The following is a 16129-nucleotide window of genomic DNA, read 5'->3' as shown; positions in this document are numbered from 1 at the left end:
GGGGGAGAGTAACAGAAAGATGAGCAGTGAACATGAATTGCGCATTACATCTGTTAAAGTTGACCGCAAGCAGAGCAAACTTTACCTTGTGACTGTTGAGTCGATTCCAGAGCCGCTGATCGTGCATGAGGATCTATTTATTTCTTATCGTTTAGTGAAAGGAAGAGGTTTAACTTCCTCATTAGTTGACGAAATTAGAGAAGAGAGCGCAAAATATTTGGCCTACATTAAAGGAATCAAGTATTTGGCGCCTAAGGCGCGCAGCAGCCAGCAGGTTGCCCAGTATTTGAGAAGACAGGAAATAAGTGAGCCGAACATAGCCGCTGCTGTTGCAAGGCTTATAGAGGAAGGCTACATCGATGATTTGTCATTCGCTAAGCTATATGTGCAATCAAAGCTGAACCGCCAAGGAAAAGGCAGGCTGAGAATTGCACAGGAGCTGAAAGCGATTGGCATTGCACAGCAGCATATCGCAGAAGTGTTGCAGCATGTTGATGACGATCAAGAGCTTGAGGCTGCCTATGAAGCGGCATTGAAAAAACTGAGAAGCTTGCGCGGCGACAAGCTCGAACGTGGTCGAAAAATCATGCAATTTCTCCTTAGACGCGGATATTCTGGAGCTATTAGCCGTAAAGTGGTGCAAAGAATAGAAAAAGACGACAAAAACAGCTTAGAAGTGGATATATATGGAGAATTGCTTGACAACTGATTTTATGAACAGATACAATGAAGAAGTATTCTTTTTGTTTCAATTTTACTTCCAAGAATTGAACCAAAATCATCATTTTTCGTCAAATGGCGTAATTGAGACGGTTAAAAGCCGGTTAAAACCAAATAACATCCCAAGCAATGCCTTGGTGTATGCAACAAGGAGGTGAACTAGATGCCAGATATAATCTGGGTTCTCATTTGTATCCTTGTTGGCGCAATTTTCTTTGGGATTGGTTACATGATACGAAAGTCGATTGCCGAGGCGAAGATTTCTAGTGCAGAGCAGGCAGCACTTCAAATCGTAGAAAATGCGAAGAAGGAAGCAGATGCTCTGAAAAAGGAGACCGTACTTGAGGCGAAAGACGAAGTCCACAGACTACGTACGGAAGCTGAAAAGGACATTCGTGAGCGTCGTAACGAAACACAACGTTTAGAAAGACGATTGCTTCAAAAAGAAGAATCGCTTGATAAAAAGTTAGAAACACTAGAACGCAAAGAAGAGTCTGTAGCCAGCAAGGAGAAACGAATTGAGGAAACACAGCAACAGATCGATTCGCTCTATAAGCAACAGCTCAGTGAATTAGAACGTATTTCCAACTTGACGATGGAGGATGCAAGATCCATCATTCTATCGAATGTTGAACAAGAGGTACGTCATGAAACTGCACAAATGATTAAGGATATTGAACAGCAGGCCAAAGAAGAAGCAGATAAAAAGGCTCGCAACATTATCTCACTTGCGATTCAGCGTTGTGCCGCTGATCATGTAGCAGAAACGACGGTTTCCGTTGTCACACTGCCGAATGAGGAAATGAAAGGTCGTATTATCGGGCGCGAAGGCCGTAATATCCGTGCACTAGAAACATTGACTGGTATCGATCTTATTATTGACGATACACCGGAAGCGGTCATATTGTCTGGTTTTGATCCAATTCGACGTGAAATTGCTCGCACATCTCTTGAGAAGCTCGTTGCAGATGGTCGTATCCATCCTGCGAGAATCGAGGAAATGGTCGAAAAATCGCGTAAAGAAATTGATGACCGAGTACGTGAATACGGTGAACAGGCTACGTTTGAGGTTGGAGTCCATGGCTTACATCCAGACTTGATCAAAATTCTTGGTCGCTTGAAGTATCGTACAAGCTATGGTCAAAATGTGCTTAAGCATTCGATGGAAGTTGCTTATTTAGCTGGACTTATGGCAGCTGAATTAGGCGAAGATGTCGTGCTTGCTAGACGTTCAGGCTTGCTTCATGATATCGGGAAAGCACTTGATCATGAAGTGGAAGGCTCACACGTTGAAATCGGTGTAGAGCTTGCTAAAAAATATAAAGAGCATCCAGTTGTTATTAATAGTATCGCATCTCATCACGGTGATACGGAAGCGACGTCAGTTATTGCAATGCTCGTAGGCGCAGCAGATGCGCTATCGGCTGCGAGACCTGGTGCTCGTCGTGAAACGCTTGAAACATATATTAAGCGTTTGGAAAAACTTGAAGGCATTACTGAATCATTCGATGGTGTTGAAAAATCATATGCGATTCAAGCAGGTCGTGAGGTTCGCGTCATGGTTCAACCTGAAAAAATCGATGATACAGAAGCATTCCGTCTTGCTCGCGATATAACGAAGAAGATTGAAAACGAGCTTGACTATCCAGGACATATTAAAGTAACGGTCATTCGTGAAACGCGTGCCGTAGAATATGCTAAGTAAGAATGCGCATAGAGAAGTGGCTGCCAAACAGCCACTTCTCTATTTTTAAGCTTATAGAGAATTAGTACACGTACATAAAATAAAGGATGATAAACCATGAAAGTATTATTTATTGGCGATATTGTAGGGAGTGTTGGGAGAGAAGCGGTTAAGCAGGTCCTGCCTTCACTGAAAGCAAAATACAATCCGCACGTCATTATCGCTAATGGTGAGAATGCAGCAGCAGGCAGAGGGATTACTCGACAAATTGCAAATGAGTTTTTTGAATGGGGCATCCATGGCATCACAATGGGCAACCATACATGGGACAATAAAAATATTTTCGAATGGATCGATGAAGAGCCGCGGATCGTGCGCCCAGCTAATTTCCATCAATCAGCGCCAGGCAAGGGTATGGCAATCATAAGTGCTAATGGCAAAAAGCTTGCGATCATTAATATCCAGGGCAGAACGTATCTTCCAGTCAATGATGATCCATTCACACTAGCTGAACAGTTGATCGAGGAAGCTCATGCGACTACACCGAATGTTTTAGTAGACTTCCATGCTGAGGTAACAAGCGAGAAAATCGCTATGGGCTGGTATTTGGACGGAAAGGCGTCTATGGTGGTAGGCACGCATACGCATGTTCAGACCAATGACGACACCATATTGCCGCAGGGTACAGCCTTTATTACAGATGTCGGCATGGTTGGATCCAGGGAAGGCGTTCTTGGCATGCAGCGCGACGCCGTACTTCATCGCTTCCTGACAGGAATGCCTGCTCGTTTTGTCGTAGATGAAGGGAAATGGCATCTGCATGCTGTTGCTGTAGAGCTTGACGACAAAACGGGTCGCGCACTAAAAATCGAGAAAATACGACTAACAGAAGATTCATGGCTGCTTATGGGATAAGCAGTCTTTTTTTAATGACTTCAAGTATTCAGAGTTCGGTCCGATTGCACCCGATAATAGCCGTTGCGAAATAAGGAGTTCTTCGGTTTAATCGCAATTAAAAAAGAATTAACAATATCTGAGGCAGAAAACATAGCATTTATCCAGCTTATAAAAAATAAGATTGACTTGAATTCCCCAGTTGCAAAAAACGAGATAATAAAAGGCAAGACCGATAATGCAATAAATGGAAGACTCATAAAGAACCAAAATCTTAATTTGGATAATATTGCATTTGTATGTAGCCAGAAAAATATACCGCTAAACGTTAAACTAATATCCCCTTTTTTGTAAATGACAATGATGTGAAGGGCTTCATGAGTGATGAATACAAGGATGCCAATTAAAATAAGGACAAATAGATGGACATGAGGGAGCCATCCACCATAAATAAAAGGAAACAGAAATATGACGAACTGTAGGAAATAAACAAGCTTCATATAGTTCTCTCTGAACCAACGATGTTGTATAAAAGGGTTCCATTCTACTAAATCCATATGTAATTCTGGTAAGTGTCTAAACCACAAAATCATAAATGTTCACTCCTCTAATTTTTACACCCCACCATATATTACCATATTATAATAATAACTGCTCGTAAGGTTCAACAGCTAGATGACGATCACAATTATAGAACGAGCGTTTGTTTTTGCCAATGATCGATACTATCGTACAACAAGTTATAAAATTCTGAATAATTGAAATTATAAAAATTTTTAGGGCAGGAATCTTTCTCAATTTCACGAATAGTAATATTAAAGTAAAGTCCATCAAACATTCCAGGGGAGGTTCTTAACATGGATGTATTAAAAGTTTCAGCCAAATCGAATCCAAACTCAGTAGCAGGAGCATTAGCAGGTGTGCTTAGAGAGCGTGGCGCAGCTGAACTGCAAGCAATAGGAGCTGGCGCTTTGAACCAAGCAATCAAAGCAGTAGCAATTGCTCGCGGCTTTGTCGCACCTAGCGGCGTCGACTTGATCTGCATTCCTGCGTTTACTGATATTGTTATTGATGGAGAAGATCGGACTGCGATTAAGCTTATCGTGGAACCTAGATAAGAGAAGGTCCATATGGATACACGGATAGGATAATAGGCCTGTTTACTTCTTAAGTAAACAGGTTATTTGCTGTAGTACTGAGCAGAGGAGGCGTAGGTTTTGCGCAAAATCGACTTTCATTGTGATGTCATAAGTAAGCTGCTCGTTGATCACAGCTTGGACTTTCATAAGGAGCATTTTGCTTCCAGATTGGATGTCACATTGCAAGCACTGTTGGATGCGGACTATATGATTCAGGTGTTTGCGGTATATATTCCTTCCAATCACCCTAAAGATATGGTAACGGTTTTGAAGAGTATCGACATTTTTTATGAACGAGTGGCCAAGCATCCTAATATGATTGTCGTCGATTCAGCAATCGATGTGGAGCGTTGCAAGGCAACCAATAAGGTCGGAGCGATATTGTCTCTTGAAGGCGTAGATGGCTTGCAGGGGCATGTGTTTATGGCTTCGATCCTGTATCGCTTAGGCGTTCGATTTGCTGGGCTAACGTGGAATGCAATGAATTGGGCTGCGGATGGTGTAATGGAAGCGAGCGGAGCTGGCTTGTCCAGTCTTGGAAGAAGCTTTGTGGAGAAATGCAATGAGCTCGGCATTACGATTGATGTGTCGCATTTATCTGAAAAAAGCTTCTGGGATGTTTGGCAGCTAAGCAGCAAGCCGATTATTGCCTCACATTCCAACGCAAAGGCGATATGCAATCATCCCCGGAATTTGACAGACGATCAAATTCGGGCGATCGTCCAGTGTGAAGGCTTGATTGGGCTGACCTATGTGCCGTGGTTTGTTACCGATGGACAAATGGCTCGGATGGAGGATTTAATGAAGCATATTAACCATATGCTAGCACTTGGCGCAGAGAATCAATTAGTGCTAGGATCTGACTTTGATGGCTTCGACAACAATATTGAAGGATTGCGTACGCCTAGGGACGTCAACGATCTTGAGCAGCTGCTGCTGCAGCACTATGAACGGGAATTTGTTGAAAAATTAATGTGGCGCAATGCCTATCAATTTCTTATTCAGAACTTGAATCCAAAACGTTGACAATTTTTTGAAAAGTTTATACTTATTCTTGCTATTGCTTGTTCTCATAATTAAAGAAGTGGTATGATGAAGGCATATGAACATGATTCATATGCCTTGCGTGTGTGAAGCACGAAAGAGACAAATATATTGGAGTGTACAGAGAAATGGAAAAATTAATACCTGTAGGCGTATCAGCAAGACATATTCATCTATCCCAAGAGCATGTTGAAGTGCTATTCGGAAAAGGTTATCAATTGACTGAATTCAAGCCATTATCTCAACCTGGTCAATATGCAGCAAATGAAACGGTAGAGGTTGTTGGAGCAAAAGGCTCCTTTCCAAAAGTTCGTATTTTAGGACCTGCTCGTAAAGCTACTCAACTGGAAGTATCTCGCACAGATTCCTTTGCGCTTGGCGTTAAGGCTCCAGTTCGTGAATCAGGAGATATCGTTGGTTCTGCTGGCATTACGATCAAAGGACCTGCCGGAGAAGTTACTATTGAAGAAGGCGTTATTATTGCGGCACGCCATATTCATTTCCATACATCAGATGCAGAAAAATGGGGCATCGCAGACAAGCAAAAGCTGCGTGTTCGTGTAGGTGGAGAGCGCGGCGTTGTATTTGAAAACGTCATTGCGCGTGTATCTGCTGATTTTGCGCTAGATATGCATATCGATACAGATGAAGCCAATGCAGCTGGCGTAAACAACGGCGATACAGCTGAAATTATCGACTAGTCGATCCCTTTGCGGATTACTTATAGATGAAATCTAAAAGTCCTCTTATCCCAGGTCATGAACGAGTTGCATCGTATCATGATTCGGTTAAGAGGATTTTTTTGTAGCGACAGGCAGATGGGCTTAAATAAAAAACTATAAATCTAATTTCGGTCAATCGTCGTGTCTATTTCGTATTGGGTGTATACTGTATACAGGCATTATTATATGATATAATGGGATATTGGTATGATCTGATCTTTGGATGCAAGCTGGAGAAACGATTTTTAAAGGGAAGTGAATAGATAGATGTCATCGGAAAAAAAGGATTACTCCAAATACTTTGACTTCTCGAATGTAAAGGTTATCAGCGAAGAGGACGGAAAAAAAACGATTCGTGTCAACGGCCGGAACATTCAGCTTAATGCAGCGCCTAATTATCGAGAGGAAAAGCGCCGCGGCAAGGAGGATGTACAGGTCCATTACGACTTTAACATTCCTGAAGAGATGAAGAAATTCGGTCACGGCAGATTCTATTTAATCTATACGTACGGATGTCAAATGAACGAGCATGATACCGAGGTCATGAAGGGCATGTTCGAGGAAATGGGCTATCAGCCAACAGAAGATCGCAAAGAAGCAGACGTAATCCTACTGAATACGTGTGCAATTCGTGAAAATGCTGAGGATAAAGTATTCGGCGAGCTAGGCCATCTTAAGGCGCTTAAGCTTGAGAAGCCTGATTTGATATTGGGTGTATGCGGATGCATGTCGCAAGAAGAAACGGTTGTCAATCGTTTACTTCAAAGCTACGCCTTTGTTGATCTTATTTTTGGTACACACAATATTCATAGACTTCCGCAATTGCTGCATGACGCATACTTCAGCAAGGAGCTTGTTGTAGAGGTATGGTCCAAAGAAGGCGATATTATTGAAAATATGCCTAAAAAACGCGATGGCATGCGTGCTTGGGTTAATATTATGTATGGCTGCGATAAGTTCTGCACGTACTGTATCGTACCTTACACAAGAGGAAAAGAACGCAGCCGCCGTCCGGAGGATGTTATAGCGGAGGTTCGCCAGCTAGCGCGTGAGGGCTACCAAGAGGTGACGCTGCTAGGGCAAAATGTAAATGCTTATGGCAAGGACTTTGAAGATATCGACTATCGTTTTGGCCATCTCATGGACGATATTTCGAAAATAGACATTCCGCGTGTTCGCTTTACAACAAGTCATCCTCGTGATTTTGATGATCATTTGATCGAGGTGCTGGCAAAGGGCGGCAATCTGGTAGAGCATATTCATTTGCCAGTGCAATCAGGCAGCTCTGCGATTCTAAAGCGTATGAGCCGCAAGTACAATCGTGAGCAGTATTTGGAGCTTGTCGCTAAAATTAAAAAAGCGATTCCTAATGCTGTGCTAACGACAGATATTATTGTGGGCTTCCCTGGAGAAACCGAGGAGCAATTCGAAGAAACCTACTCACTTGTTAAAGAAGTAGAATTTGATTTTGCATTCTCATTCATCTATTCTGCTCGTGCAGGCACGCCTGCTGCGGAAATGGAGGATGATGTTCCGCTAGAGGTGAAAAAGCAGCGATTGTATCGCTTGAATGAGCTGCTAGCCAACATTTCACGCAAGAAAAACGAAGCGATGCTCGGTCAAGAGGTAGAAGTATTGATTGAAAGTGTGAGTAAAAACAATGACAAGGTGCTGTCAGGCCGCACAAGATCCAATAAGCTGGTACATATTGAAGGGCCAGAGGAATGGATTGGCAAGCGAATGATGGCTAAGGTTACGGTTGCGCAAAGCTTCTATATTAAAGCGGAACCTCTGGAAAGCTCACTACTAACAAACTAACGAATAGGGGCGAACTCAATTGATGAATAGACTGCAACTTTCTATGGATTCCAAGCTGTTTCAGCATGGTGGAGAAGGTGGAGGCGCTTGTACGCACAATGGCATTCATGCACAAGTCGAATCCTTTGACATTATCGACTTGCGTGTAAAGGAAGAGGTTCAAGAGAAGGCGAAGGAGCTGGCAAATATGCTGGCACAATCTGAAGAGGTTGCTCATTACCGCCGTGCAGAAGACAAAATTAACAGTCATCCACGTGTGCAGCAGCTGATTGCCGCAATTAAGAAAAAGCAAAAGGAAGCTGTTGCCTTCGAAAATACATTCAAAAATCCTGAGATGGTTAAAAAAATCGAAGCTGAGATCGAAGAGCTGCAGGATGAATTGGACAGCATTCCGGTTGTAACGGAATTTCAGCAAAGCCAAGCTGATATCAATTACTTGCTTCAGCTTGTCATTACGATTGTACGTGATACGTTAACGGATAAAATTAATTTGGACGATGCTCCAAAAGAGGAAGCAGACGACTGTCTGGATTAAACTTAGATTCAAGCCTAGTGAAAAGCACTTGCAATGTAGATGAGCTCTGCTGGTAAAAGAAGCAGAACGACTACATGCAAGTGCTTTTATTATAAGTACGATTGATAATATCATTGCAGTAAAGCAGCAGCTGGAAACGAACTTGAGCTATGGCCAGTCTTTATGCTGCACCAGCCGTGGTAGTTGGTGAGGCCGGTGCTGTATGCTGCTGAGCGCGCAGCTTCATAATAGGCTTGTACAACGCTGCAAAGATCGCTACGGAAACAACGGCTTTGATTGCATCTCCAAGCAAATAAGGATAGCAGGCTAGTCCGAGTGATTCACCCAGTGACATCTTCAAGTTATACATAAACCACGGTACGCCAACAACATACGCAAGCCATGAGCTGAACAGTAAAAATATCACTAGCAAGCTAATTATTTTTTTTACTGTAAGGCCGCTTGTCCGTTTTTCCAATGCCTCGATACAAACGCTAACCAGCATCGCTCCAAAAGGAAAATATAACAGGAAGCCGCCAGTCGGTCCTAAGATATGAGTAAGTCCGCTTTTCCCGCCAAACACTGGCAATCCGAACAAGCCAAGTACGAGTACGATCGCGACGCTTACAAAGGCTGCACGTGGCTTTAGCAGCATGCCGGCTATAATGAGGGCCATCGTTTGCAATGTGATCGGAACAGGTGAAAATGCCATTTTTAACTGAATTGCCGAAAATACGATAAATACTGCGCTGCATAGTGCGATATACACCAGGGAGCGAATGGATACTGCGTTCATGCTTTACATCCTTTCATCTTGCATTTTTATTGTTAACCAAATATAATTTATTAAAGGTTAACAATACGGAGTTTAGCATATCTTGTTTTCGTTGTGAAGAGGGAGATTGATATTTTTTGAATCATTATATTTATGAAGCGGAGCAATGTCAGCCTATTAGGCGTCATGATGCTTATCCGCTATTAGAACCGTTTACCGTTTCAATAAAAAAAGGTGAGTGGATTACGCTTGTTGGACATAACGGCTCGGGGAAAAGCACCCTGGCACGCTTTATAGCTGGTCATCAGCGTACAGGTATGGACCTGAAGGGCTCGGAGCAGCGATACGGGCAGGGCGCATTTCCGATGGTCACCCAGCTTACATCTCAGTACCTGCTAGGTTCAACTCCTTATGAGGACTTGGTTATTTGCTATGAGCAGTACGGTGAACCAATGGATAGAGATAGGCTTGAGCAGTATATAGACGAATTGCTTCAGCAGCTTCAGCTTCAGCATCTCAAGCATGTTCCGCTAACGCAGCTGTCAGGCGGTGAGAAGCAGCTTGTTGCTGTGGCAGGAGCGCTGCTGATGAAGGCGAACAAGCTGCTTGTGCTTGATGAAGTGACGAGCATGCTTTCGGAACGAAACAAGTGGCAGGTATGCCAGTTGATCCGCGACCTGGCAGCTGTGAAGGAGCTCTCCGTGATCTGGATTACGCAGCAGCTTGATGAGCTTAAGGCAAGTGATACGATATGGGTGATGGACAAGCTGGAGCTTGTCGCCCGGCAGCGTGCTTGCGAGCTGTTCGGCTGCAATAAAGAGGACGGGCGATCTACGGCTAGTGAGCTGGGATTGCCTATTCCGTGGAGCGTGTACAAGAGCATGGAGCTGGGGCTTTCTTCAGAGCAGATCCAGTTCAATCCATATGATCTGGCTAAGGCGGTGAAGCACGATGCAGTCAGCATACGATAGAAAGGCGACTGGAGCTCATATACGGCTACTGAGAGCACGATTTTATTCGGAGCACTCAAATGCGATTGATTTTGAATTTGAAGCGGGCAAGACGTACTTGATAAGAGGGAATAATGGGGCTGGCAAGTCAACGCTGCTTAAGCATTTGGCAGGGGTGGAGTCGGTTGTAGACGGTTCCGTTCAACTTGGCGAGCTGCCTTACATGATTTCGAACTGGCGCGGCAAAAAAAAGTGGAATCGCGCAGCGCTAGAGCGCATACAGAATGTACCTCAGCATGTAGAGGAGCTGTGGTTCGGCGGAACGGTTGCACAGGAGCTTCAGCTGGTTACGCAGCAATATGTGAAGCGGGATGAAGCGTTTCAGGAGAAGCTTGAGCAGCAGCTTAAGGCGTTTGGCATTGACGATGGGCTGCGCGAGCAGGAGCTTGTTAGCTTAAGTGTAGGTCAGCAAAAGCGTCTTGCACTAGCGATAGCCTTTGCCCTTCCAGCAGATTGGCTGCTGCTCGATGAGCCCTTCTCTGGATTGGATCATGAGGGAAAGCGACAAATGCTTGTAAGTATAGCAGAATGGAAACGCGACCGAAAAGGTCTTATAATTGTAAGTCATCAGCTGCAGGAGCTGGCAGCTGTGGCAGATGAGAAGCTGTTGCTGGATGAACGAGGGATTCACCATGATGATCATGTAGACTTGATCTCGGAGGAAGTGATCTTTCAGAGCTTACTGGAGCAAGAGGAGCCCGCTGTTGACAAGCAGCAGCCTCTCTCAGGTGGGGAAGATGTTCATGGAAGAGATCGGGATGGACGAAAGTTAGAGACGTTATTCGATCCTAGAGTGCTCATGCTCGGCATGCTAATTAGCTCTATTAGTCTTGTTGTATGGGATAGCTGGTGGTCGGTTATGCTCTACGGTGTCGTTGCGCTTGTAACGAGTCTGCTGCTGCGACAAGGCTTGCGTCAATGGCGAGGACTTATAATTGCTTATAGCTTCATGTCGCTGCTTTTTGTTATCGTAGGTGGCGTTTCGCTGTCACCGCTTGACTTTGACAAAGCGTCCGCTTTATTTATCGCGCAGCGTATGCTGTCACTGCTCGTCGTAATGGTGCTCGGCTTGCCGTTGCTTTCGCTGATGACGCCGTTTCGCCTTCAACGCGCGCTGCAGCAGAGCTTGAGTCCGCTTAAGAAGCTGCACATATCGGTGGACAGCTATGCGCTTCTCGTATCATTGATATTTAGGCTGGTTCCGATTCTGTCCGATCGCTGGAATGTATTGGTCTCGATCTGCCGCACGCGCTACAAGCAAATTGGCATCATGTCCTGGTCGATGATTAATGCGCTTATGCTTGCTTATATGCGCAGCCTGCTGCACGTCGCCGATCAAGTCGCAACAAGCCTTGAGTTCAGAGGGTTCGACCGTGTCAATCATAAGCCGCTTATGCATGCCAAGGTTGCATGGCAGAAGCAGGACAATCTGCTTCTGCTTGCGATCCTTGCTATTGCGGGTGTGAATGCAGCCATTCATCTACTTCGCTAGTCCAATTGCCAGCGGAATCAGCAAGAGTGGCAAGCCAGCCAATATGTGCTGCTGCGGCAAGATTTCTTTCACTGTCATCCACAAAGCGTACGCTGGATGGTTTTGAGATATGCTGATCCACGTGCTGAAACCATGCCGGATCGGGCTTGGATAACCGATCCTGATCGGAAATATGAAGCCTTTCAATATAGGGTAGGTAAGGAGCGAGAAGTGGCTGCAGCCACTCCGTCCGATGATTGCTCATGATGAAGATGCGGCATTGCTCTGCCCATTGGGGCAGCTTGTTCAGTGCTGGCAGCGGCGTTAAATGCTGAGCAATCAAGCTTGTTCTCAGCTCGCTGGCAACATTAATGCCGCGAGCTGAAAGCCATTCCCACCATTGCCGCTCCGTTACTTCTCCAACCCACAGCCTTCCGCTAATCTCCTGCTTGTAGGCAGCATAGAGACGCTGCTGCTCACATTGTCCAATGCAGGAGAGCTGCTCCCACAGCCCTGGCGACAGATTACTTGCCAGAACACCGCCTACATCAAGAACTAATGTTTTGTCCATGTGCATGCCTCGCTTTTTTCTCGCGTTTTTGATCGTTGATCAGCCAATACAGCACATTAACAGCGGCAACAGCAGCAAGAATTCCACCGAGTATGAAGCCGTACTCAATGCCATAGGCCTTGTTCAAGTAACCGGCGACAAACGGCCCTGAGAACATGCCAAGCGCATATATTGCCTGGTATAAGCCCATCGCGGTTGCTTTCATCTGTGGGTTGATGCCGACAATTGCCAAGCTCAAAAACAATGGCAAATGCAAGCCCTGTGCAAAACCGTTAAATGCCTGCGTTGCGTACATCCATGGCAGGCTTGGCGACCATATAAGGCCAAATGTACACAACCCGCTTACGACAAAGGCAATCAATATCGTGCGTTCCGCCCCGATTAACGGGATCAGCCACTTCGTCGCGACAATGGCGGCCAGTGCGTGCGGCAGCATAAAGCATAATACGAGCAAGGTAAGCTCGCTTCCGCTGGCGCCCAGCTCCGTTGCCTTAAGCGGTGTAAATCCGAACATCGTAATAAACAACACACCATGCGCCAATATCGATAGCCAGCTGGCACGAAGCAGCGGCTTGGTACGAATGACCTCTTTAATTAAGCCAGGCGACATGCCGTTCTCGCGTTTGATGCCGTCTTCAGGCTCATACAGCAGGAATGACAGTAGAAGACCTGCAATCCCGACAGCAGCACCCCCAATAAATGGAGCAGATGCTCCCAGCAGATCTGTGAGCCAGCCCGAGAGCAGCATGCCGATCATTTGTCCAGTTACGGTTAACAGACTAATTTGTCCCATTGCTTTAGGGATTTCTTCATGTGAAAACTGATTTGCGTACATAATGGTAAAAGCAACCCATGTGGAAGCGCAGATGCCTGCAACGGCGCGACCAAGCAAGGGCCAAACCCACAAATTCGGTATGAGAAACAGCAGACAGCTTAGTGTAGTGGTAAGCATACCCATAATAATAAACGGCTTTCTTTTGCCGAGTGTATCCGATAAAATACCAATCGGAAACCGAAATAAAAGCTGAATCAATCCGTAGCTTCCAAGAACAATTCCAATAAATTTTAAAGAATAGTCCAAGTTGGATAAATATGGTGATAAAATAGGTACATAAATGTACATCGATACCCAGTACAGAATGGTTACAATAGGAAATAGAATACGCTGTACAGTGGGCTGATGAATTGCTTGCATAGTATCAACTCCCTCAACTTAATGTACTGCAAGTTCCGACGGTTGTCACGCTATTTGCAGAAAGTAGCTGAATGCAACATTTGGACTGAATAAAGCGTTAGGAAAAGGAATAGTTAGGAGTGAAACGCAGCCAAGCAGCATAAAAGAAAAAGAAGCTGAAATGGAAGGGGTCTAATTGTGGCAAAATATCAACCTAATGTCGTTGTAGCAGTTGATCGCTATAATCAGTTGCACAAGCTTATCACATGCAGCATCATACTTGCGCTGCTGGTCATGGTATTTGGTAACACGGGAGAAGCACATGCAACGGAGGCTGGCGACAGTGCGCTTGCAAAAAAGCTTCACATTGAAACGAGTGTAGGCTATAACGGGTTGTATGCTCAGGATAAGGGCGTACCCGTTTATTTTAAACTAACAAATGAGCTGAAGCGGGATCTGAAAGGGGATCTCGTTCTCAATATTAGAGATTCGCGAGGTACGTCGACTGCACATATTATGCCGCTTGAAATTTCGCAAGGCAGTACGGTTGAGGCGCATATGACTGCAAGCGGTATATTTACGAAAAATGATACGTGGATCGAGTTTTATCATGGAGGCGTTGATCGGGGAGAAGCGATTGAGATTACAGGAACGCGAACCGTTGAAGGTCAACCTGTACATTCTGCCAATGTTTTTGGTATTGTCGCTAACGATCCGGACACACTGAATTTTGTAGCGTTTTTCCAGAATCAAGGCTTTGCTTCTACGCCTATTGTACTGGAGCATGATTTTTATGCGTCAACGATGCATGATCTGGATATGTTTACAGTGCTTGCAATTAATGATGTGGCTACTGCTGATTGGCCTGAAGAAAAGATTAATGCCATTAAGGATTGGGTCGCTAACGGTGGCACACTACTTATCGGAGGCGGAGCTGGGTACAGTCAGACAGCTGCGGCTTTTGCAGCCCTTGTTCCTGTAGAAGGCCGCACGAACAGGCAATGGGAAAATACAGCAAGCTTGTTCAGTTTCACGAGCAGCACAGAGGAGCTTCAGTCTTTAACGATAACTGAAGGCAGATTGATCAGAGGAAAAACGATTATCGAAGATGGAGATATTCCGATTGTAGCTGCTGCCACGCATGGCAATGGTGCAGTTTATTATGTCGCCTTTGATCTTGCACTTAAGCCTTTCTCGGTCTGGGAAGGTAGAACCTCGTTTGTACAATCGCTGCTAAGTGAGCGCATGCTGCTTGGTGACGTTATGTATACGCCTAATGATCAATATGTGTTGGAAAGTGCCTCTAACTACTTTCCGCGCTTGCAGCAGCCAAAGGTAAGCGTATTGCTGTCGATTTTTTTCCTATACATTCTGCTCGTTGCGCCGCTGCTTTATGTTGTTTTGAAGCGTCTAGACAAGCGCGAATGGTCATGGTGGATGATCCCAGGACTTGCAGTTTTGTCTACGATCATTATTATTATGATCGGCACACAGGACAAATCAGAGCTGTATGTGCATGGCATTAGAGTGGTAACGATTGACGACGACAGCGCTCGTGTGCGCGGCATTAACAATATATTCATCCCCAATAGCAAGGATATAACGATGGAGATCTCGAAGGATGATTTTCCTACGTTCAACTCGGCAGGCTTTAGCGGAGCTTCAGGGGTGAGTCTCAATAAGCAGCAGCGAATCTATCATTTTGCAGATCGCAAGGAAGTTGAATTTACTAACAACAAGTACTGGACGATGAAATCCTATATGCTGCAGGAGCGGGTTCATTCCGCGGCTCAGTACGGAAAGATTACGGCGAAGCTATCAAGAACGGACAATGATATGCTGCTGACAGTTCAAAATGAAACAGGCAAGGATCTTAAGCATATAACGCTGCTGGCATTTTCTCAGCCGTATTATATCGCGGATTTGGCATCTGGCGAGCAGCTTGAATATAAGCTTCCTCCTTCCCTTTCACAGAACACCATCCAGCAAGGAAGGTATTACAGCTACAGCTATGGTTATGATCTGATTCATGCTGCTGGTCTCAACGAGGATGAAATGAGGAGAGAGGTGAATCTGCTTAACAACAGTTCCTTTGTTCAAGCGCCGGTTATGCTCGTTGCATTCAGCTATGATGATACGTCTCAGTTTCATGTGAATGGAAAGCCAGTAAAAAGCGACGAACTTATGATGTGGCTTGTTGATCTGGAAAATGAATTTGCAGAAGGATTAGGAAATCAGTTAAGTATTGCGCCATCAAGCATGCAGGTGGAGCGAGGTGAATTTCATCACTCAAGGCAGGCACAGAGCTATTTCACACTCGTTGAAGGAGCAGTCGAGCTGAAATATGTAGTACCTACAGGAGATCATGAAGTTGCTGAATTCCTCGGTAGTCCTGATCCGATGTATGGACCGATTACTATGCAAATATACAATGTTCAAAGCGATACATGGGAGAGTGCGCCTGCTGGCGAATTCGAGCTTGAGCCCTATGTGGACGAGTGGAACAACATAAAACTGAAACTTGAATCAACAGGATACTACGAGGGCAGCTTGCCAATGCTGCTGCTGGATCGAGAGGTGCAATCATGACAGA

Annotated in this window: 15 protein-coding genes; 11 read left to right on the top strand and 4 right to left on the bottom strand. The window is 45.0% G+C overall.

The genetic code is table 11. The annotated features are described in order from the left end of the window. Positions 1–19: 19 nt before the first annotated feature. From ACFP56_RS00535 to ACFP56_RS00525, 3 genes are all read left to right on the top strand, one after another. The gene (locus ACFP56_RS00535; protein ID WP_379229954.1) at positions 20–709 is read left to right on the top strand and encodes a regulatory protein RecX; all 690 of its coding nucleotides are present in this window, start codon (positions 20–22) and stop codon (positions 707–709) included. A gap of 174 nt (positions 710–883) precedes the next feature. Further along, entirely contained in the window at positions 884–2425 is a 1542-nt protein-coding gene (gene rny / locus ACFP56_RS00530; protein ID WP_379229952.1) for a ribonuclease Y, read from the top strand. Positions 2426–2521: 96 nt separating this feature from the next. Further along, positions 2522–3319, top strand: coding sequence for a TIGR00282 family metallophosphoesterase (locus tag ACFP56_RS00525; RefSeq protein WP_379229950.1), 798 nt, complete (start codon positions 2522–2524; stop codon positions 3317–3319). A gap of 20 nt (positions 3320–3339) precedes the next feature. On the opposite strand, the gene ACFP56_RS00520 is transcribed toward ACFP56_RS00525, so the two are convergent. Further along, positions 3340–3891 carry a DUF3267 domain-containing protein gene (locus ACFP56_RS00520; protein WP_379229948.1) on the bottom strand — a complete coding sequence of 184 codons (552 nt, stop codon included), beginning with the start codon at positions 3889–3891 and terminating at the stop codon, positions 3340–3342. A 264-nt stretch (positions 3892–4155) separates the two neighbouring features. Here ACFP56_RS00520 and ACFP56_RS00515 point away from each other — a divergent pair, with 264 nt between their 5' ends. The 5 genes from ACFP56_RS00515 to ACFP56_RS00495 all read left to right on the top strand — a co-directional run bounded on the left by ACFP56_RS00515 (position 4156) and on the right by ACFP56_RS00495 (position 8556). Next, a complete protein-coding gene (locus tag ACFP56_RS00515) occupies positions 4156–4416 on the top strand; it encodes a stage V sporulation protein S (protein WP_025335291.1) in 261 nt (86 codons plus the stop codon). A 99-nt stretch (positions 4417–4515) separates the two neighbouring features. Next, entirely contained in the window at positions 4516–5463 is a 948-nt protein-coding gene (locus ACFP56_RS00510) for a dipeptidase (protein WP_379229945.1), read from the top strand. A gap of 146 nt (positions 5464–5609) precedes the next feature. After that, positions 5610–6182: a phosphate propanoyltransferase gene (locus ACFP56_RS00505; RefSeq protein WP_379229943.1), complete on the top strand. Its 573-nt coding sequence runs from the start codon at positions 5610–5612 to the stop codon at positions 6180–6182. Positions 6183–6470: 288 nt separating this feature from the next. Further along, positions 6471–8021, top strand: a complete 1551-nt coding sequence (miaB, locus tag ACFP56_RS00500) for a tRNA (N6-isopentenyl adenosine(37)-C2)-methylthiotransferase MiaB (protein WP_379229941.1) — start codon at positions 6471–6473, stop codon at positions 8019–8021. A 22-nt stretch (positions 8022–8043) separates the two neighbouring features. Continuing rightward, complete coding sequence (locus ACFP56_RS00495; RefSeq protein ID WP_379229938.1) at positions 8044–8556, top strand: RicAFT regulatory complex protein RicA family protein; 513 nt, start codon at positions 8044–8046, stop codon at positions 8554–8556. Positions 8557–8716: 160 nt separating this feature from the next. Here the strand turns inward: ACFP56_RS00495 and ACFP56_RS00490 are convergent, their stop codons facing one another. Next, on the bottom strand, positions 8717–9331 hold the full coding sequence (locus tag ACFP56_RS00490) for a biotin transporter BioY (protein ID WP_379229936.1): 615 nt from the start codon (positions 9329–9331) through the stop codon (positions 8717–8719). Between the two features lie 116 nt (positions 9332–9447). Here ACFP56_RS00490 and ACFP56_RS00485 point away from each other — a divergent pair, with 116 nt between their 5' ends. Both ACFP56_RS00485 and ACFP56_RS00480 read left to right on the top strand, forming a co-directional pair. Then, positions 9448–10281: an ABC transporter ATP-binding protein gene (locus tag ACFP56_RS00485; RefSeq protein ID WP_379229933.1), complete on the top strand. Its 834-nt coding sequence runs from the start codon at positions 9448–9450 to the stop codon at positions 10279–10281. Then, a complete protein-coding gene (locus ACFP56_RS00480; protein ID WP_379229931.1) occupies positions 10262–11812 on the top strand; it encodes an ATP-binding cassette domain-containing protein in 1551 nt (516 codons plus the stop codon). The genes ACFP56_RS00485 and ACFP56_RS00480 overlap by 20 nt, the downstream gene beginning before the upstream one ends. On the opposite strand, the gene ACFP56_RS00475 is transcribed toward ACFP56_RS00480, so the two are convergent. Further along, positions 11772–12362: an HAD family hydrolase gene (locus ACFP56_RS00475; protein ID WP_379229928.1), complete on the bottom strand. Its 591-nt coding sequence runs from the start codon at positions 12360–12362 to the stop codon at positions 11772–11774. The genes ACFP56_RS00480 and ACFP56_RS00475 overlap by 41 nt on opposite strands. Further along, a complete protein-coding gene (locus ACFP56_RS00470; protein WP_379229926.1) occupies positions 12340–13557 on the bottom strand; it encodes an MFS transporter in 1218 nt (405 codons plus the stop codon). Before ACFP56_RS00470 ends, ACFP56_RS00475 begins: the two co-directional genes overlap by 23 nt. A gap of 177 nt (positions 13558–13734) precedes the next feature. On the opposite strand from ACFP56_RS00470, the gene ACFP56_RS00465 reads away from it, so the two are divergent. Then, complete coding sequence (locus ACFP56_RS00465; RefSeq protein WP_379229924.1) at positions 13735–16125, top strand: hypothetical protein; 2391 nt, start codon at positions 13735–13737, stop codon at positions 16123–16125. Positions 16126–16129 lie beyond the last annotated feature (4 nt).

It is taken from the genome of Paenibacillus septentrionalis (genome assembly GCF_042659865.1).
Taxonomy (GTDB): domain Bacteria; phylum Bacillota; class Bacilli; order Paenibacillales; family Paenibacillaceae; genus Pristimantibacillus; species Pristimantibacillus septentrionalis.
Note: the sequence above shows the minus strand (reverse complement) of the source record. Positions and strands in the feature narration are given on the sequence as shown.